This is a genomic window from Pseudomonas sp. RIT411 (assembly GCF_003057735.2).
Lineage (GTDB): Bacteria > Pseudomonadota > Gammaproteobacteria > Pseudomonadales > Pseudomonadaceae > Chryseomonas > Chryseomonas oryzihabitans.
Genome location: NZ_QBIZ02000009.1, coordinates 118431 through 137599, shown reverse-complemented (window position 1 = coordinate 137599; position 19169 = coordinate 118431). Strand labels below are relative to the sequence as shown.

The 19169-nt window shown below is 66.6% G+C and carries 17 protein-coding genes; 5 read left to right on the top strand and 12 right to left on the bottom strand.

Annotated features, from left to right (window positions below; translation table 11 throughout):
- Nucleotides 1-271: 271 nt before the first annotated feature.
- The 3 genes from DBY63_RS14765 (at nt 272) to DBY63_RS14755 (ending at nt 5520) form a co-directional block, all read left to right on the top strand.
- Nucleotides 272-3778 carry an EAL domain-containing protein gene (locus tag DBY63_RS14765; protein WP_074584136.1) on the top strand — a complete coding sequence of 1169 codons (3507 nt, stop codon included), beginning with the start codon at nt 272-274 and terminating at the stop codon, nt 3776-3778.
- Between the two features lie 88 nt (nt 3779-3866).
- A complete protein-coding gene (locus DBY63_RS14760; RefSeq protein ID WP_027597532.1) occupies nt 3867-4058 on the top strand; it encodes a hypothetical protein in 192 nt (63 codons plus the stop codon).
- A 202-nt stretch (nt 4059-4260) separates the two neighbouring features.
- Nucleotides 4261-5520 (top strand): sodium:proton antiporter, encoded by a 1260-nt coding sequence (locus tag DBY63_RS14755; RefSeq protein WP_027600739.1) that lies wholly within the window; start codon nt 4261-4263, stop codon nt 5518-5520.
- Between the two features lie 55 nt (nt 5521-5575).
- Here DBY63_RS14755 and speD read toward each other — a convergent pair whose 3' ends face one another.
- Nucleotides 5576-6370 (bottom strand): adenosylmethionine decarboxylase, encoded by a 795-nt coding sequence (gene speD / locus DBY63_RS14750; RefSeq protein WP_007159721.1) that lies wholly within the window; start codon nt 6368-6370, stop codon nt 5576-5578.
- Between the two features lie 264 nt (nt 6371-6634).
- Nucleotides 6635-7057 carry an OsmC family protein gene (locus tag DBY63_RS14745; RefSeq protein WP_007159722.1) on the bottom strand — a complete coding sequence of 141 codons (423 nt, stop codon included), beginning with the start codon at nt 7055-7057 and terminating at the stop codon, nt 6635-6637.
- A gap of 209 nt (nt 7058-7266) precedes the next feature.
- Here DBY63_RS14745 and crp point away from each other — a divergent pair, with 209 nt between their 5' ends.
- The gene (crp, locus tag DBY63_RS14740) at nt 7267-7911 is read left to right on the top strand and encodes a cAMP-activated global transcriptional regulator CRP (RefSeq protein ID WP_027597530.1); all 645 of its coding nucleotides are present in this window, start codon (nt 7267-7269) and stop codon (nt 7909-7911) included.
- 58 nt (nt 7912-7969) lie between these two features.
- On the opposite strand, the gene DBY63_RS14735 is transcribed toward crp, so the two are convergent.
- From DBY63_RS14735 to rpe, 7 genes are all read right to left on the bottom strand, one after another.
- On the bottom strand, nt 7970-9751 hold the full coding sequence (locus DBY63_RS14735) for a BCCT family transporter (protein WP_037007509.1): 1782 nt from the start codon (nt 9749-9751) through the stop codon (nt 7970-7972).
- Nucleotides 9752-10021: 270 nt separating this feature from the next.
- Nucleotides 10022-10849 carry an indole-3-glycerol phosphate synthase TrpC gene (trpC, locus tag DBY63_RS14730; protein ID WP_108581585.1) on the bottom strand — a complete coding sequence of 276 codons (828 nt, stop codon included), beginning with the start codon at nt 10847-10849 and terminating at the stop codon, nt 10022-10024.
- Nucleotides 10846-11895: an anthranilate phosphoribosyltransferase gene (gene trpD / locus DBY63_RS14725; RefSeq protein WP_027600737.1), complete on the bottom strand. Its 1050-nt coding sequence runs from the start codon at nt 11893-11895 to the stop codon at nt 10846-10848. Before trpD ends, trpC begins: the two co-directional genes overlap by 4 nt.
- Nucleotides 11896-12489 carry an aminodeoxychorismate/anthranilate synthase component II gene (locus DBY63_RS14720; protein WP_027597527.1) on the bottom strand — a complete coding sequence of 198 codons (594 nt, stop codon included), beginning with the start codon at nt 12487-12489 and terminating at the stop codon, nt 11896-11898.
- A gap of 10 nt (nt 12490-12499) precedes the next feature.
- On the bottom strand, nt 12500-13978 hold the full coding sequence (gene trpE, locus DBY63_RS14715) for an anthranilate synthase component I (protein WP_027600736.1): 1479 nt from the start codon (nt 13976-13978) through the stop codon (nt 12500-12502).
- 242 nt (nt 13979-14220) lie between these two features.
- Nucleotides 14221-14901, bottom strand: a complete 681-nt coding sequence (locus tag DBY63_RS14710; RefSeq protein ID WP_108581586.1) for a phosphoglycolate phosphatase — start codon at nt 14899-14901, stop codon at nt 14221-14223.
- Entirely contained in the window at nt 14898-15575 is a 678-nt protein-coding gene (rpe, locus tag DBY63_RS14705) for a ribulose-phosphate 3-epimerase (protein ID WP_027600735.1), read from the bottom strand. Before rpe ends, DBY63_RS14710 begins: the two co-directional genes overlap by 4 nt.
- 138 nt (nt 15576-15713) lie before the next feature.
- Between rpe and DBY63_RS14700 the strand changes: the two genes are divergently transcribed.
- Nucleotides 15714-16724 (top strand): DUF3530 family protein, encoded by a 1011-nt coding sequence (locus DBY63_RS14700; protein ID WP_108581587.1) that lies wholly within the window; start codon nt 15714-15716, stop codon nt 16722-16724.
- On the opposite strand, the gene DBY63_RS14695 is transcribed toward DBY63_RS14700, so the two are convergent.
- Genes DBY63_RS14695 through DBY63_RS14685 form a run of 3 tightly spaced genes read right to left on the bottom strand, consistent with a single transcriptional unit; the run spans nt 16699 to nt 19144 of the window.
- Nucleotides 16699-17463 carry a DnaJ domain-containing protein gene (locus tag DBY63_RS14695; protein WP_027600733.1) on the bottom strand — a complete coding sequence of 255 codons (765 nt, stop codon included), beginning with the start codon at nt 17461-17463 and terminating at the stop codon, nt 16699-16701. The two genes, DBY63_RS14700 and DBY63_RS14695, sit on opposite strands and share 26 nt — an antisense overlap.
- A complete protein-coding gene (murU, locus tag DBY63_RS14690; protein ID WP_108581588.1) occupies nt 17460-18125 on the bottom strand; it encodes an N-acetylmuramate alpha-1-phosphate uridylyltransferase MurU in 666 nt (221 codons plus the stop codon). The genes DBY63_RS14695 and murU overlap by 4 nt, the downstream gene beginning before the upstream one ends.
- Complete coding sequence (locus DBY63_RS14685; RefSeq protein ID WP_108581589.1) at nt 18122-19144, bottom strand: phosphotransferase; 1023 nt, start codon at nt 19142-19144, stop codon at nt 18122-18124. The genes murU and DBY63_RS14685 overlap by 4 nt, the downstream gene beginning before the upstream one ends.
- Nucleotides 19145-19169 lie beyond the last annotated feature (25 nt).

Genomic DNA, 19169 nt, shown 5'->3' with positions numbered 1-19169 from the left:
TTAAAGACGTTAAAAATCAATGACTTATTTCAATTAGACGTGGATGACAGGCGGGCAAAATGCAACTTCCTGGCGAATAGACCTGGTAATTTGCACGAGGTCAGACGACTCTTGAGCCCGAGCCTGGACGCGTTGTCGTCGAAGGTGCCAAAGCCGATAAAGGCGGACGAAAGAAGTAGGTTTCCAGGTGACCCGACCCGAACTGCCGTACCTTTATCCGGTCAATGCTGAATTGAACCCGACACCTGCGATCGGGCCTTGAGGATCCGGGATGCGGCCTCTTTCTCCCGCGCGCATTGCCCTGGTTTATCTGTTGCTGAGCGCCCTCTGGGTGATCGGCAGCGATGGGCTGCTGTATCTGCTGCTCAGCGATCGGGACAATGCCTATCTGTGGCACACCCTGAAGGGCCTGGCCTTCATGAGCCTGCTGTCGCTGGTGCTCTATGGCCTGCTGCGGCGCGAGGCCAGCTATCGCGAAGGCTTCATCGGCGAGCTGCAGAACCAGCGCGCCACTCAGGATTTCGTCCAGCGGCTGACCAATACCGGTGACTGGCAGTTGTTGGACGATGGCCGTCTGCTCTGCTCCGAACGCACCCTGGTGATGCTGCACCAGCCCAAGGGCAGCGATCCGCTGGATTTCGCCACCATCGCCGCCTGCGCTCGCGTCGACGACCGTGACCATGTGCGCAGCATGCTGGAGCGTCTGCAGCACATGCAGGGCCCGCTGAATTTCTCCGCGCACTTCGACGACGGCCAGGGCAGCTGGCGCTGGCTCAACTGGCAGAGCGACTTCGACGAAGCCGGCATCACTCGCGGCGCCCTGGTCGACATCACCAGCTACAAGCTGGCCGAACAGGCACTGCAGGACAGCCAGCGACGCTATCGCGAGCTGGTCCAGCACCTGCCACTGGTGGTGTTCGCCAGCGACCACCGTGGTCGCTGGCAATTTCTCAATCCGGCCTGGGAAGCCCTGACCGGCCAACCCGCCACCCAACCCCTAAACCATCCCCTGGATCAGGCTTTCCATCCCCAGGACGGCGCCCGACTGCGCCAGCTGGTGGCGGAATTCGCCGCGGGTCAGCGCCTGCACTGGAACGGCGTGGTGCGGTTGCGGCTGTCGGTGGAGAGTCATCGCTGGATGCAGATGGAGCTGCGCGCCGGCCTCGATGGCGAGATCCAGGGTACCCTGACCGACATCCACCACGACTACCAGGCGCAGCAACTGCAGCAGGCCCGCAGCGATGTCCTCGACGACCTGCTCACCGGCCTGCCGCTGGCGGAAATCCAGCAGGGCATCGCCCTGCGGCTGGAGCGTATCTACCCGGAGATGCGCGTCGCCCTGCTGCTGGACGACCAGGGCGAGCATCTGCGGGTCGCCGCGGCGCCCAGTCTGCCCCCCGCCTTCCAGGCAGCGCTGGAAAGCGTGCCGCGCAGTCGCCACGACCAGGGCTGCTGCAGCGCTGTCGCCGCCAATGCCCCGGTCTTCACCATCGATGTCGAACTGGATCCGGCCTGGCAGCCGCTGTTGCCGGTCGCCCAGGCAGCCGGCATTCGCGGCGCCTGGGCCCTGCCGCTGCAGGACGAGCAGCAGCGCGCCGTGGGCGCCCTGGGCATCTACTACGGGGAGGCGCGACTGCCCGAAGCGGAGACCCAGGCGCTGATCACCGAATTCACCCGTCTGGCGGTGCTGGCCATCCGGCAACAGCGCGTGGTCCAGGCGCAACGCGCCAGCGAGGCGCGCTACCGCGGCATCTTCGAGCAGGCCTATACCGGCATCATGCTCAGCGATCTGGAGGGCCGCTGGCTGAGCGTCAACCACCACTTCTGCCAGATGCTCGGCTACTCGCAACCGGAGTTGCTGCAGAAGGACACCGCCTCGGTGACGCATCCGGAAGAGCGGGCCCTGGGCGCCGCCCTGCGCAAGCAGCTGGTCGACACCGGCCAGGACCGCTACACCCTGGAAAAACGCTATCTGCACCGCAACGGCACGCCGGTGTGGACCAACGTCACCACCCGCCTGATCCGCGACGATCAAGGCGTGCCCCAGTACTTCATCAGCACCGCCCAGGACATCACCCTGCGCAAGCAGCAGGAGGCAAGCCTGCGCCAGGCCGCCGCCATGTTCCAGAACAGTCGCGACGGCCTGCTGCTGCTCGACGAGCGCCGCTGGATCTTGGCGGTGAATCCGGCCTTCGCCCGCCTGCTGGGCACCCAGGAAGGCATCCTGCTCGGCCAGCGCCTGGGACTGCCCGGTGGCGGTCGCCAGGACCAGCGCTTTTATCGCGATCTCTGGCGCACCGTGCGCCGCGAGGGCCGCTGGGAAGGCGAATTGCTCTGGCCGCGCCTCGACGGCAGCACCTTTCCGGCCTGGACCGCCATCGACACCCTCTACCCCCGGGAGACCCGGCAGTACACGGTCACCGTCAGCGACACCACCCGCCTGCGCGAGAGCGAGGCGCGCCTGAGTCATCTGGCGCATCATGATCCGCTGACCGACCTGCCCAATCGCCTGCTGGCGCGCACCCATCTGGAACACGCCCTGGCCCTGGCCGAGCCCCAGGAATACCTGGTCGCCGTGCTGATCCTCGACTTCGATTACTTCCGCACGGTCAACGAAAGCCATGGCCACGCCCTGGGCGATGAACTGCTGGTGGAATTCGCCGCCCGGCTGCGCGCCCTGCTCAGCGAGGACATCACCCTGGCGCGCATCGGTGGCGACGAGTACCTGGTCATCATCGAGCGGCTGGATCGACCCGAATTCGCCGCCCAGATCGCCCAGGCCATGCTCGGCAAGCTGGAACAGCCCTTCCACCTCGGCGAACACGACATCTATCTCAACGCCAGCATCGGCATCAGTCTCTTTCCCGACGATGGCGCCACCGCCGATGACCTCATCCGCAATGCCGACACGGCCATGCACCAGGCCAAGGATCAGGGCCGCGACACCTTCCGCTTCTATACCCAGGCCCTTACCGAGCAGTCGCGCCGGCGGCTGAATCTGGAGTCGCGGCTGCGTACGGCGCTCAAGCGCGGCGACTTCGTCCTCTACTACCAGCCGCTGATGAGCGTCAGCACCGCCCAGACCATTGGCGTGGAAGCCCTGGTGCGCTGGCGGGATCCGGAGCTGGGTCTCATCCCGCCCACCGAATTCATTCCGCTGGCCGAGGAAACCGGGCTCATCGTGCCCCTGGGCGACTGGATCATCGAGAGCGCCTGCCAGCAGATGCACAGCTGGCTGGCCCAGGGCCTGGAACTGGAAACCCTGGCGATCAACATCTCGCCCCGGCAATTCGCCAAGCGCGACCTGGCCAGCACCATTTCCCGCGCCCTGGCGCGCAGTCGCCTGCCGGCCGAGCACCTGGAACTGGAGATCACCGAAGGCACCCTGATGGGCAATGTCGAGGAGGCGCTGCTGTCCCTGGCGACCCTCAAGACCCTGGGGGTGCGCATCGCCGTGGACGACTTCGGCACCGGCTATTCCTCGCTGGCCTATCTGCGCCGCTTTCCGCTGGACAAGCTCAAGATCGACCAGAGCTTCATGCACGAATTGCGCAGTGACAGCGGTACCCACAGCAGCCAGGCCATCGCCGCGGCCATCGTCGCCCTGGGCCAGGGTCTGGACCTGGACGTCCTGGCCGAAGGGGTGGAGACCACCGAACAGTGGGACATCCTGCGCAAGCTGGGCTGTCAGCAATGCCAGGGCTTCCTGTTCAGCCCACCGCTGCCGCCGGAGGAGTTCGAGGTCTGGTACGCCGAACGGCAGAAGGCGCGCGCCTAGCGCCCTGACCGACGAATGTCACTGTACTGTAATCAAAACCGCTCTAGACTCGGGCTTCCACTTTTCGTCTGTCCCCGAGGGTATCAGCATGAAGATCGTGGTTCGTCCCCTGCGCAAGTCCACCACCAGTGCCTGGCAGGTCTGCATCGACAAGCAGGCCATCACCTTTCTCAGCGAAGCCGATGCCCGCAGCTATGTCGCGACGCTGGAAGCGCGCATCGCCGCACCCCATCCGTTGCCCCTGCGCGAAGCTGCGACAGGCCTGGCCGCGCCGCTCTAGGCCTCACGCCGCCCTGACCGCTGGTCTTGCGGATCGCCCTGGCACCGCCCGTTCAGCGGCGGGCCAGGGTGATTCACAGCGCTGCTTGCGCGAACAATTGGCTAGGTAGCTATCGAACATGTAACTTTTGCGGCGTCCGCCCCATCCTACCTCTAGGCCCTGCGTTCGCAGGGGCTCGCTGTCTGATGGATCTGGAACGCCCATGCTTGAACTCGCTGCTGCCTTCATCTGCTTTACCTCCCTGCTCACCTACCTCAATTACCGCTTCGTTGGCCTGCCGCCGACCATCGGCGTCATGGTCATCGCCCTGATCTTTTCGGTCGGTCTGCAGAGTCTGTCCTGGCTGGGCTTCCCCGGTCTGGAACACCGCATCGGCGAACTCCTCGGGCAGATCGACTTCAACGATCTGCTGATGAACTGGATGCTCGGCTTCCTGCTATTCGCTGGCGCCCTGCACGTCAATCTCAAGGACCTGCGCGACTACAAATGGGCCATCGGCGGTCTGGCCACCCTCGGGGTGATCATCTCGACGGTGCTGATCGGCTATCTCAGCCACTGGATCTTCGGCTGGCTGGGCTGGCACGTCGACCTTCTCTACTGCCTGATCTTCGGCGCCCTGATCTCCCCGACCGATCCCATCGCCGTGCTCGGCATCCTGCGCTCGGCCGGGGCGCCCAAGTCGCTGGAGACCACCATCGTCGGCGAGGCGCTGTTCAACGACGGCGTGGCCGTGGTGGTCTATTCGGTGCTACTGGGGGTGATCCAGCTGGGCGAGACGCCTACGGTCAACGCAGCGCTCTGGCTGTTTGTCGAGGAAGCCGGCGGCGGCATCCTGTTCGGCCTGCTGATCGGCTTCGTCTGCTACTGGCTGATGCTGAGCATCGAGCAGCACCAGATCGAGGTGATGCTATCCCTGGCCCTGGTGATCGGCGGCTCGACCCTGGCCAGCCACCTGCACGTCTCGGGTCCCATCGCCATGGTGGTGGCCGGTCTGATCATCGGCAACCTGGGTCGTACCAAGGCCATGAACGACTTCACCCGACGCTACCTGGACGGCTTCTGGGAGTTGATCGACGAAATCCTCAACGCCCTGCTGTTCGCCCTGATCGGCATGGAGCTGCTGGTATTGCCCTTCAGCTGGACCCACCTGGGCGCGGCGCTGCTGGTGACCCTGGCGATCCTCTTCGCCCGCTGGATCAGCGTGGCGCCGGTGGTGCTGCTCAGCCCGCACTGGCGCAACATGACCCGGGGCACGGCGCGCATCCTCACCTGGGGCGCGCTGCGCGGCGGTGTCTCGGTGGCCCTGGCGCTGAGTCTGCCGGCCGGTCCGGAGCGGGATCTGATCCTGGCTCTCACCTACATCGTGGTGCTGGTCTCCATCCTCGGCCAGGGCCTGACCATCGGCCGGGTGGTCAAGAGCGTCACCGGCGGCGCCCCGGTCGCGCGCGACGAACACCACTGACCCCAAAACGAGAGAACCCCGCCGTGGCGGGGTTCTCTGCGCAACAGCCGAGCGATCAGCGCGGCAGGTTGCGGCCGGAGAAGATCTCGCGCATCTCGTGCTTGAGACGCTGGGTGATCTGCTGACGCTGCTCGGACGAGAGGCTGCGGGAGGCGTCGCCGAACAGATAGTTGTCCAGTTCGAATTCCTTGAGCAGCATCTTGGTGTGGAACAGGTTGTCCTGGTACACGTTCACGTCGGTCATCTGGTAGGCCGCGCGGGTGTCTTCGGACAGGTAGTTCTGGATCGAATTGATCTCGTGGTCGATGAAGTGCTTGCGCCCTTCGATGTCGCGGGTGAAGCCGCGCACCCGGTAGTCCACGGTGACGATATCCGAGTCGAACTGGTGGATCAGGTAGTTCAGGGCCTTGAGCGGAGAGATCACGCCACAGGTGGAGACGTCGATATCGACGCGGAAGGTGGCGATGCCGTCGTCCGGATGGATCTCCGGATAGGTGTGCACCGTGATGTGGCTCTTGTCCAGGTGGCCGAGAATGGTCTCGCGCAGCGGACCGGGCGACTCCTCGATCTGGCTCTCGGTCGGCTCGACCGGTTGCTCGGAGATCAGGATGGTCACGCTGGCACCCTGGGGATCGTAATCCTGGCGGGCGATGTTGAGGATGTTGGCCCCGATGATATCGACCACGTCGGTCAGGATCTGGGTCAGACGCTCGGCGTCGTATTCCTCGTCGATGTACTGGACATAGGCCTGTTGATCTTCCGACGTCTCGGCGTAGCAGATGTCGTAGATGTTGAAGCTCAAGGTCTTGGTCAGGTTATTGAAACCATGGAGCCTGAGTTTGCTTTTCACGGTGGTAAAGCTCCCGTCGTGCGGTCTCTGACCGCGGTCCTGAATGCCCGTCAGTTGCGGATTGCGCAAGCTGCGTAGGGCGGCGAACACCTCTTCGCGATGGCGATTGGCTGTGCTTTCGGGGCCCTTGCCCCTTAAGAGCGGCGCATTATGCAGATCGGCAGCGGTTGGGGCCAGAGTCTGCCGGGCCCAGGTGATGAATTGATGTCGGCGGGAGGGAGACGAGGCGGACAGCGACGCCCGGGCGGGCGTCGCGGGCAGGGGTCAGGCGAGGTCGACGAGTTCGTAGCTGTGGCTGATCTCGACGCCGGCGCGGCCGAGCATGATGGAGGCCGAGCAGTACTTTTCCGCCGACAGCTCGATGGCGCGCTTGACCTGGGCTTCCTTGAGGCCGCGGCCCTTGACCACGAACTTCAGGTGGATGCGGGTGAACACCTTGGGCTCGGTGTCGGCGCGGTCGGCCTCGAGGAAGGCCTCGCAGCTTTCCACCGGCTGCCGCGCCTTGCGCAGGATGCTGACCACGTCGTAGCTGGCGCAACCGCCCAGGCCGATCAGCACGGTTTCCATCGGCCGTACGCCGAGGTTGCGCCCACCGCTTTCCGGCGGGCCATCCATGACCACCACATGGCCGCTGCCGGATTCACCGAGGAACATGGCCTCGCCTGCCCACTGGATGCGCGCTTTCATCGCTTTCGTCCTACTTATATATACAAATGGTGATCAGCTTAACATGCTGGATGGCGTAAACTGGTAAGCAGTGAAGGGTTATTCAGCTCGCATTTAAGCTGCGCATGTTCTTATCCGGTCTTTGAATTGGAACCGGCGCAGCCTGTGCATGCACCGGTTCGGACATCGGTGCCCCCGACTCAGGTTAGCTTTCAACCTCAGGAATCAGCATGGCCGCTATCATCCCACCCGCGAAGTTACAGCACATCGACAAGCTGCTAGCGCATTGCTCGCGTCGCCGTTACACGGCAAAAACCACCATCATCTACGCTGGCGACAACAGCGAAAGCCTGTTCTTCATCCTCAAGGGTTCGGTGACCATCCTCATCGAAGACGATGAAGGCCGCGAAATGATCATCGCCTATCTCAACGCCGGAGACTTCTTTGGCGAGATGGGGCTGTTCTCCAAGGAAGGCAGCGAGCCCGAGCGCAGCGCCTGGGTCCGCGCACGCACCGAGTGCGAAGTCGCCGAGATCAGCTACAGCCAGTTCCGCGAACTGAGTCAGCAGGATCCGGACATGCTGTTCTCCCTGGGTCGCCAGATGGCCGAGCGCCTGCGCCAGACCACCCGCAAGGTCGGCGACCTGGCCTTCCTCGACGTCACCGGTCGCGTGGCCCGCACCCTGCTCGACCTGTGCAAGCAGCCCGACGCCATGACCCACCCGGACGGCATGCAGATCAAGATCACCCGCCAGGAGATCGGCCGCATCGTCGGTTGCTCCCGCGAGATGGTCGGTCGGGTCCTTAAGTCCCTCGAAGAACAGGGTCTGGTCCACGTCAAGGGCAAGACCATGGTGGTGTTCGGCACCCGCTGAGCCCGCCCGCTAGCCCCTGCCTGCAGGCGGGGGCCACGGCCCCCGCCCGTCCAGGGCTTCAGCCCTCGACCTTGCGCGACACCTTTTCCACCCGCACCGTGGCCTTCCCGTCGACGGTCTTCTCTTCGCTCCCCTTCGCCTTGGGCTCACCCACGACGAAGTGGAATTCTTCGCCGTGCTTGACCGCGCCATAGAGCACCGCCTTCTCGATCAGCTCGGTACCGCGCAGATGCCGCAGCATCAGCGGATCGCTGCGCAGATCGCGGTAGAGCGCCAGGCACAGGAGCGCCATCACCACCACGAAGGGCAGCGAGACCACAATAGTCAGATTCTGCAGGCCATTGAGCGCCGCACCCGGATTGCCCGGGTCGCCGATGGCCAGCATGATCGCCGCCACCGCGCCAGTGAGGGCGCCCCAGAAGATCACCGTGCGCCGCGAGGGCTCGGTGGTACCGCGCTCGGACAGGGTCCCCATCACCAGGGAGGCGGCGTCGGCGCCGGAGACGAAGAAGATCGCCACCAGCACCATGACCAGCACCGAGGTCACCGAGACCCAGGGATAGCTGGCCAGCAGGTCGTAGAGGGCGAAGTTGCTGTTCACCGCGCCGTCGACCAGGGTGAAGGCGCCCTGGCGCATGGCATCGATGGCCGCGCCGCCAAAGATGACGAACCAGACCACGCTGACCAGACTCGGCACCAGCAGGACCCCGGTGACGAACTGGCGGATGGTGCGGCCGCGACTGATGCGGGCGATGAACATGCCGACGAAGGGTGTCCAGGAGATCCACCAGGCCCAGTAGAACACCGTCCAGCTGGACAGCCAGTTGCCCATGGCCTCGCCTCCGCTGGCACTGGTGCGCGCCATCATCTCCGGCAGCAGGTCGATGTAGTCGCCGATGGCGGTGGGCAGCAGGTTGAGCATCAGCAGGGTCGGACCGACGACGAAGACGAACACAGCCAGGGCCACTGCCAGCACCATGTTGGTGTTGGACAGCCACTGGATGCCCTTCTCGACCCCGGACACGGCGGAGATGACGAAGGCCACCGTCAGCACCGTGATGATGCTGATGTAGAGCATCTTTCCCGGTTGCTCGATCCAGCCGTTGTGCTCCAGGCCGCCGGCGATCTGCAGGGCGCCCAGGCCCAGGGAGGCGGCCGAGCCGAACAGGGTGGCGAAGATCGCCATCATGTCGATGACGCGGCCGAGGGGGCCGTTGGCGTGCTCGCCGATCAGCGGACGGAAGGCCACCGAGATCAGCTGGCAGCGGCCGCGGCGATAGGTGCCATAGGCGATGGCCAGGCCGACCACGGCGTAGATGGCCCAGGGGTGCAGGGTCCAGTGGAACAGCGTGGTCGCCATGGCCACCTGCAGGGCGGCGCTGCTCTGCCCCGCGGCGCCGCCGGGTGGCGGATTGAGATAGTGCGACAGCGGCTCGGCGACGCCAAAGAACATCAGGCCGATGCCCATGCCGGCGCTGAACATCATCGCCACCCAGGAGAGGGTGCGGAATTCCGGTTGCTCGTCGTCGCGCCCCAGGGGGATCCGCCCATAGCGACTGGCGGCCAGCCAGATGACGAAGACCACGAAGCCGGTGGAGGTGAGCACGAACAGCCAGCCGAAATGGGTGATCACCCAGCCCTGGGCGGTCGAGGCGCTGCTGGCCAGACTGGCCTGGCTGACGAAGCCCCAGATCACGAAGGCCAGCGCGGCGATGCTGGTGACGCCGAAGACCACCCAGTCGGTGGTGCCGGCGAGTCGCCGATCCCGTCGCGCCTCCTCGGTCCGGGAGGGATCGGTGACGCTGATATCAAGTGTTTCGCTTTTTTCTTCCGTTGCCATGGTTCTCGCATGCCCTGGTTATGGATGGCCTGGTGCGGCGGAGTCCTGGCTCGTCCTGCGACGGCCAGCCGCCTCCGCGACTCGCCACGGTGCAACGAGTCGGAGGCCATTAACCGGGTTTATCCCTACAGAAACAAAGCCCTGCGTCGGCAGCGGGCACACGGAGGTCGTTCCCGCGGCCCGGGGTGGGCGCGAGTCGACCTGGATCACCCTGTGGAAAGAAAAAAGCCCCGAGGATATCCCCGGGGCCTTGTGCGGACGACCGAAGCCTCAGGCGTCTCTGAGCGGGAAGCGGCGATCCGGGAAGAACAGACGCTGCAGCTCCTGGCCCGGTTCGTCGGCGCGCATGAAGGCTTCGCCGACCAGGAAGGCGCGCACCTCGTTGGTTTCCATCAGCTCCACGTCGGCGCGATTGAGAATGCCGCTCTCGGTGATCACCAGGCGATCCTGGGGGATGCGCGGCAGGAGATCGAGGGTGGCTTCCAGGCTGACCTCGAAGGTGTGCAGGTTGCGGTTGTTGACCCCCACCAGCGGGGTATCCAGCACCGTCAGGGCGCGTTCCAGCTCGGTGCCGTCATGCACCTCGACCAGCACGTCCAGACCGACGTCCTTGGCCGTGGCGGCCAGTTCGCCCATCAGGCCGTCGTCCAGCGCCGCGACGATCAGCAGGATGCAATCGGCGCCAATGGCCCGGGCTTCCACCACCTGGATGGGATCGACGAGGAAGTCCTTGCGGATCACCGGCAGCTGGCAGGCGGCGCGCGCCTGCTGCAGATAGGCGTTGCCACCCTGGAAGAAGTCCACGTCGGTGAGCACGCTCAGGCAGGTGGCGCCGCCCAGGGCGTAGCTGTGGGCGATCTCGGCCGGCACGAAGTATTCACGGATCACACCCTTGCTCGGCGAGGCCTTCTTCACCTCGGCGATGATCGCCGCCTCCTTGCGCGCCACCTGGGCCTGCAGGGCGCGGGCGAAGCCGCGCGGGGCGTCGGCGGCACGGGCCTGGGCCTCGAGTTCGGCCAGGCTGGTCCGGGCCTTGAGCTGGGCGATTTCCTCGGCCTTGCGGGCCAGGATCTTCTGCAACACGGTTGGCACACTCACGGGCGACCCTCCTCGCGATAGACGGATGTGAAATGGGCGAGCTCGTCCAGCTTTTCCCGGGCCAGGCCGCTGTAGAGCGCGTCGTGGGCCAAGAGTACCCCTTCATGCAGGCTATGGGCGAGATCCGCGGCGTAGAGCGCCGCGCCGGCGTTGAGCACGATCATGTCGGCGGCCTTTTGCCCGGCTTCGGTCTTGCGCCGGCCGAGGGCGTCGCGGATCAGCGCCAGGGAGGCCTCGGGGCCGTCCACCGTCAGGCCGACCAGGGTCTGGCTCTTGATGCCCAGATCCTCCGGCAGCACCTGGTATTCGCTGATGCTGCCGTCCTTGAGTTCGGCCACCTGGGTCGCCGCGGCCAGGCTGAATTCGTCCAGGCCGTCGCGGGAGTGCACCACCAGCACGTGGTGGCTGCCCAGGCGCTGCAGCACCTCGGCCAGCGGCCGGCACAGCGCGGCGCTGAACACCCCGACCACCTGGTGGCGCACGCCGGCCGGGTTGGTCAGGGGCCCGAGCATGTTGAACAGGGTGCGCAGCCCCAGGGAGCGACGCGGCCCGGCGGCATGGCGCATGGCGCTGTGGTGTGACTGGGCGAACATGAAGCCGACGCCCACCTGCTCGACGCAGCGAGCGATCTGCTCGGGCGTCAGCTCCAGGTAGATGCCCGCGGCCTCCAGCAGATCGGCGCTGCCGCTCTTGCCGGACACCGCGCGATTGCCGTGCTTGGCCACCTTGCCGCCGGCCGCTGCGACCACGAACACCGAGGCCGAGGAGACGTTGAAGATGTTGGCGCCATCGCCACCGGTGCCCACCACGTCGACCACGTGATCGAGGCTCGGCAGCACCACAGGGGTGGCCAGTTCGCGCATCACGCTGACCGCGCCACAGATCTCGTCGATGGTCTCGCTCTTGATGCGCATGCCCATGAGGAAGGCACCGATCTGCGCCTCGTCGGCGCCACCGGTCATGATCTGGCGCATCACCGCCTGCATTTCCGCCACATTGAGGTCGAGTTGTCCGCTGATGCGGTTCAGGGCCTGCTTGATGTCCATCTAGCGCCGTCCTCCCTGCTGCTGGAGAAAGTTGGCCAGCAGGTCGTGCCCATGCTCGGTGAGGATGGACTCGGGGTGGAACTGCACCCCCTCGATCATGAACTCGCGGTGCCGCAGGCCCATGATCTCGTCCATGCTGCCGTCCGGATGCTGGGTCCAGGCGGTGATCTCCAGGCACTCGGGCAGGGTCTCGCGCTTGACCACCAGCGAGTGGTAGCGGGTCACGGTGAAGGGATTGGGCAGGCCGGCGAAGACGCCTTCGCCGTTGTGGTAGACCGGGCTGGTCTTGCCGTGCATCGGCTCGCGCGCCCGCACCACCTCGCCGCCAAAGGCCTGGCCCAGGCTCTGATGGCCCAGGCAGACGCCCAGCACCGGCAGCTTGCCGGCGAAGCGCTCCAGGGTGGCCAGGGAGATGCCCGCCTCGTTGGGCGTGCAGGGACCGGGGGAGACGACGATGCGCTCCGGCGCCAGGTCGTCCAGCGCCTCGACCGGCACCTCGTCGTTGCGCACCACCTTGACCTCGGCGCCCAGCTCGCCCAGGTACTGCACCAGGTTGTAGGTAAAGGAATCGTAGTTATCGAGCATCAGCAGCATGGTGGATTCCTCAGACGGACTGTTCGGCAAGGGTGACGGCGCGGAACATCGCGCGACGCTTGTTGAGGGTCTCTTCCCACTCCGCCGCCGGCTGGGAGTCGGCGACGATGCCGCCGCCCGCCTGCACGTGCAGTTCGCCGTCCTTGATCACCGCGGTGCGGATGGCGATGGCGGTGTCCATGTTGCCGTTCCAGGCCAGGTAACCCACGGCGCCGCCGTAGATGCCGCGCTTGACCGGTTCCAGTTCGTCGATGATCTCCATGGCGCGGATCTTCGGCGCCCCGGACAGGGTGCCGGCCGGCAGGATGGCGCGCAGGGCGTCCATGGCGGAGAGCTCGGGCTTGAGCCGGCCGGTGACGTTGCTGACGATGTGCATCACGTTGGAATAACGCTCGATGACCATCTTCTCGGTCAGGGTCACGCTGCCGGTGGTGGAGACCCGGCCCACGTCGTTGCGGCCCAGGTCGATCAGCATCAGGTGCTCGGCCAGCTCCTTGGCATCGGCCAGCAGGTCGCGCTCGAGCGCCAGATCGGCTTCTTCGGTGGCACCACGTGGACGGGTCCCGGCGATGGGGCGCACGGTGATCTCGCCGTCTTCCACCCGCACCAGAACCTCGGGCGAACTGCCCACCACATGGAAGTCGCCGAAGTTGAAGAAATACATGTAGGGCGTGGGGTTGAAGCAGCGCAGCGCCCGATAGAGGTCGATGGGCGCAGCCTGGAAATCGATGGTCATGCGCTGCGAGGGCACCACCTGCATGCAGTCGCCGGCCAGGATGTAGTCCTTGATCCGCTCCACGGCGTTTTCATAGTCGGCACGGCTGTAGCTGGAGCGGAAGGCCGGTTCGCTGCCGCTGCCTACCGCGGCGAAGTCCAGGCCCAGGCGCGGGGCGATGGGCTGGCGAATGCGCTCGCGCAGCGCCGCGAGTCGGGCCTGGCCCTGCTCATAGGCGTTCGGCTGGCTCGGATCGACGAGCACGATGCAGTGCAGCTTGCCGGCCAGGTTGTCGAAGACCACAACTTCGTCCGAGACCATCAGCAGGATGTCCGGGGTGCCCAGCGGATCGGGATTGGGACTGGCGCCCAGGCGCTTCTCGACATAGCGCACGCAGTCATAGCCGAAGTAGCCCACCAAGCCGCCATCGAACTTGGGCAGATTGGGCACCACCGGCACGCGATAGCGGGCCTTGAAGGCCTCGACGAAGGCCAGCGGATCCTCGACGGTGGCCGCCTCGAGCTCTCGCTCGCCCTCGTGCACCGTGACCTCGTACCCGCGGGCACGCAGCAGGGTCCGGCAGGGCAAGCCGATGATCGAATAGCGGCCCCATTTCTCACCGCCCTGCACCGACTCCAGCAGATAGGAGTTGGGCGCATCGGCCAGCTTGAGATAGAGGGACAGCGGGGTGTCGAAGTCGGCCAGGGTTTCGAAGGCCAGGGGAATGCGGTTATAGCCTTGAGCGGCCAGGCGCAGGAAGTCGTCGCGGGTCATGATCAGCCTCGTGGCGAGGAAAACGAAAGGTCGGGTGCACAGCGTGCCGGTCTGATACCGGCAGGGACGAAATCAGGCGCGCCAGCGCCAACGGGCCAGGGCCTTGATGACTTTCATCCATGCTCGCGAGGAGCCTGTGCGGGTGACCACCACGATGCGATCTCTTGCTCTTGGGGCGGGGGTTGAAGGGCCACGTTAGCCTAGCCGGCGCGGCATGGCAACCGGCCGGCAACCTCGGCGTGCTAGATAAACAGTTCGCGCAGATCGTCGACGACCAGATCCGGCTGCTCGCTGGCGATGGGCTCGCCATGGTTGTAGCCGTAGCTCAGGGCCACGCAGCGCACCCCGGCGGCGCGGGCGGCGCGGATGTCGTTGCGCGAATCGCCGATGAACAGGGCCTGGCCGGCCGCTACCCCCGCCTGCTGCATGACCCACAGCAAGCCCGCCGGATCGGGCTTCTGCTGCGGCAGGGTATCGCCGCCGACGATCCAGTCGAAGTCGCCCAGCCCCATGTCGGCCAAGAGCGGCGCGACGAAGCGTTCCGGCTTGTTGGTGATCACCGCCAGGCGCACGCCCAGGGTGCGCAGCAGCGCCAGGCTGTCCAGCACGCCGGGATAGACGCGGGTCAGGGCGTGACTGCCGCCATAGAGCGCCATGAACAGCGCCAGGGCCTCGTCGGCGGCGGCATCGTCCACCGCGTCATGCCGCATGTCATCCGCCAGTGCCCGGCGTACCAGTACCCGGGCGCCATTGCCGATCCACAGCCGCACCTTGTCCAGTCCCGCCCGCGCGCGGCCCAGGCGTTCGAGCATGGCATCCACCGCGGCGGCCAGGTCCGGCGCCGAATCCAGCAGGGTGCCGTCGAGGTCGAACATCACCAGGGCGGGCGGATGCCCGCCACCGAGGCGTACCAGGGCGCTCATACCGAGCGGGCCTTGGCCAGTTCGGCGCGCATCGCCTGGATCACCGCGGCATAGTCGGGCTGGCCGAAGATGGCCGAGCCGGCGACGAAGGTATCGGCCCCGGCGCGGGCGATCTCGCCGATGTTCTTGACGTTGACCCCGCCATCGATCTCCAGGCGGATCGGCCGACCCGAGGCGTCGATCAGGGCGCGCGCCTCGCGCAGCTTGTCGAGGGTGCCGGGAATGAATTTCTGGCCGCCGAAGCCGGGGTTGACGCTCATCAGCAGCACCATGTCGATCTTGTCCATGACGTACTTCAGGGCATCCAGCGAGGTGGCCGGATTGAACACCAGGCCGGCCCGGCAACCGCCGTCCTTGATCAGCTGCAGCGAGCGATCGATGTGCTCGGAGGCCTCGGGGTGGAAGGTGATGTCGGTGGCGCCGGCCTCGATGAAATCGCCGATGATGCGATCCACCGGCTTGACCATCAGGTGCACGTCGATGGGCGCGGTCACCCCGTAGTTGCGCAGCGCCTTGCAGACCATGGGACCGATGGTGAGATTGGGCACATAGTGGTTGTCCATCACGTCGAAATGGACCATGTCGGCACCGGCGGCGAGGACCTTGTCGACCTCCTCGCCCAGGCGGGCGAAATCGGCGGACAGGATCGAGGGGGCGATGGCGAAGGGTTGCATGGGATAGCCTCGGCGAAGGTTAAGTGGCGGCATTGTAACGGAGATCCGTCTGCGGCTCGGGCGTTCCCGCTGCCCCGACGGGGCGAACGGCGGTAGGCTCGCCAGGGTCAACCGTCCCCCTGTCGAGGATTACCGTCGATGTCGTCGCCCGCCCTGCTGCCGCTCTGCCTCCTCCTGCTCGGCCTTGCCGCCCCGGTGCTTGCCGAAGAGGCGCCCACCCCGGCACCGGAAACGCCGGCGGCGCCGGCCGCCGTGGCCCCGGCGCTGGAGCGCAGCCAGGAGCAGCAGCAGGCGCTGATGCGGCAGCTGCCCGCCGAGCAGCAGAAGACCCTGCAGGCTGGCGACGAATCCTTTCTCGCCCTGCTGATGCCCGCCGCCCGGGCCAAGGCGGCAGGGACGGTAGTGCTGGTGCCGGGCGATGGCGAATCGGCCGACTGGCCCAATGTGGTGGCGCCCGTGCGCCAGCAGTTGCCCACCTTCGGCTGGCAGACCATCAGCCTGAGCCTGCCCGATCCCTATGACCCCGTGGTGGCGATCGAGCAGGACACCGCGCCGGCGGACACCGACGCCCAGGCCAACAGCGAGCAGGCGGCACCGCCGGTGACCGGCGGCAGCGGTACGGCGCCCGCCGCCCCGACCCAGGCCGAAGCCGGCAGCGGCGAACCGGCCCAGGCGGCGGTCGCACCGGTGGATCCCGAAGCCGCGGCCAATGCCCAGGCCACCCGGGTACTGGCGCGCATCGCCGCCGGCATCGACCTGGCGCTGCAACAGGGCGCCAGCCCCATCGTGCTGGTCGGTCACGGCACCGGCGCCTACTGGGCGGCGCGCTATCTGGCGGAAAAGGAACCGGCCGAGGTCAAGCAACTGGTGCTCATCGACGCCCGCGAACCCCAGGGCATGCCGCCGCGGCTGGACGCCACCATGGGCAAGACCGACCTGCAGATCGCCGACCTGGTGCACGCCCCCGGAGCGGCCGCCCAGCGGCGCAAGGAACGCGCGGCGCAAAAGGCCAACAAGGGCTATCGGCAGATCGATCTGCCGGTGATTCCCGGCGACCGGGCCGCCGAGCAGGAACAGACCGTCCGTCGCCTGCGCGCCTGGCTGGATCGGCTGCCACCGGCCGCTAGCGGAAGCCCCGCCGCGTCTTGATCACCTGGTAGGCGGCATGCAGCTCGGCGGTGCGCTGGGCAGCGGCATAGACCGCCGACTGGCCGGCCCCGGCGCCGGCCTTCTTGTCGGGGTGATGGCGCGAGAGCAGCCGCCGATAGGCCTGCTTGACCGTGGCGGCGTCGGCGTCATCGGTGACGCCGAGCAACTGCAGCGCCTTGCGATACTTTTCTTCGTTGCTGGGCTGGCGTGGCGCCGTCTGTACCGGCGGCTGCAAGGCAAGCACCTGGGCTTCGGCCAGGCCCATCGCCTGGCCCCAGCCGAGGATCTCGTCGCGATCGCCGGGGCGCACGCTGCCGCTGATCCAGACCATGCGCCAGCAGGCGCGCAGGATGCCTTCGCTGCGCTCGCTGAGGCGCTGCAGATCGGCCGTCGACGGCAGGGTGCCACCCTTGCCCTGCTCGAAGGCGGCGATGGCCTTCTTGCGGTCGTCGGCGCCCAGCCCCAGACGCTCGATCTCGCCTTCGGCCTGGCGGATGTGGGCGGTCAGCACCCGCCCGCCGCGCTTGGCCAGCCGGCCGAGCATCTGGAATTGCGCCTGGTGCTCGAAGCGCCCGGGGCGCCCCTGCCAGCGCGCCTTCCAGCCCGCCAGGGAGGTCAGCCCCAGTTGCCGCTCGCCGGCATGGGCGAGCAGCGCCACCAGCAGCGCACCGGGAATGCTGGCCACCGCCCAGCCGGCCAGGAAACCCAGCAGCGTCAGCGGCCAGAACCAGATCTTCAAGAAGCCGCCTCGAACAGCCGCTCCGCTTCCGCCAGCCGCTCGAGGGTACCGACGTCCACCCAGCGACCGTCCAGTCGCTGGCCCGAGACCTGCCCGGCGGCAATGGCCGGCCGCAGCACGTCCACCAGCTTGAAGGCTCCGGCCGTGCAACTGGCGAACAGGTGCGGATGAAGCACGGCGATGCCGCTGTAGGTGAGCTTCTCCGGGGCGTCCAGGGTGATCCGCCCGTCCACCAGGCCGAAGTCGCCGCTCGGGTGATGCAGCGGATTGTCGACCAGCACCAGGTGCGCCAGGCAACCGGCCGGCAGGGCCAGGCTGCCAAAGGCGAAGTCGGTACGGATGTCGCCGTTGACCAGCACGAAAGGCGCGCTGCCCAGCAGCGGCAGCGCGCGAAAGATGCCGCCCCCGGTTTCCAGCGGCTCACCCTCGGGGGAGAAGCGGATGGCGACCCCCAGCGGACTGCCATCGCCCAGGGCGGCTTCCAGCTGGGCGCCCAGCCAGGCGTGATTGATCACCAGCTCGGTGATGCCCGCCGCCGCCAGGGCCCGGATGTGGTGCTCGATCAGCGGCCGGCCGTTCACCTCGATCAGCGGCTTGGGCAGGCTCAGCGTCAGGGGTCGCATACGCTCGCCCTTGCCCGCCGCCAGGATCATGGCCTTCATGCCTCGGCCCGCTCGGCATGCAGCTCGTCGAGCAAGGCGCCGAGGTCGGCCAGCTCGGGGCGGCGCGCCACCACGGTACGGATATAGTCGAGAAAGCGCGGGGTGTCGGCGACATAGCGCGGCTTGCCGTCGCGGTGCCAGATGCGGGCGAAGATGCCCATTACCTTGAGATGGCGCTGCACGCCCATCAGATCCGACGCCCGCTGGAAATCGGCGAACTCGGCCTGCACCGGGATGCCGGCGGCGCGGGCCTGCTCCCAGTAGCCCAGCAGCCAGCGCTGCACCAGCGGCTCCGGCCAGCTGAGGAAGGCGTCCTTGAACAGGCTGGTGATGTCATAGGTCACCGGGCCGATGACCGCATCCTGGAAGTCCAGTACCCCCGGATTGGGCGTGCTGAGCATCAGGTTGCGCGGCATGAAGTCCCGATGGACCAGCACCTGGGGTTGCGCCAGGGCGCTGTCGATCAGCACCTCGCAGATGGCCTGCCAGCGCTCGAGCTGGCTGGCGCTCAAAGTCGTGTCAAGCTCGCGGCCCACGTACCACTCCGGAAACAGACTCAACTCGCGGGCGAGCAGAGCCCTGTCGTAGAGCGGCAGGCTGCCGTTCGTCGGCTGCCTGCCCTGAAAAGCCAGCAAGGCGTCGATGGCCGCCTGGAAATAATCGTCGGCATTGGCCGCATTGATTACCTCCAGGTAGGTCAGGGTGCCGAGGTCGCTCAGCAGCAGGAATCCCCGCTCCAGATCCTCGGCCAGGATGCGCGGCACATGGACACCGGCGGCGGCCAGCAGCGCGGCCACCCGGACGAACGGACGGCAGTCCTCCTGCGGTGGCGGCGCATCCATCACGATCAGGCTGCGGCCCTCGCCCGCCCAGCGGAAATAACGGCGAAAGCTGGCATCGCTACTGGCAGCGGTCAGGCTGCCCACGGGCACCTCACCCCAGGCCTGCTCCCGGAAAATTTCCGGTAGAACGGTGGTCAGCCAGTCTTCTATCTGGTTTAAGCGAACATCTTCAGTCATTTACAGCGGATCCCCCGGCCCTAGC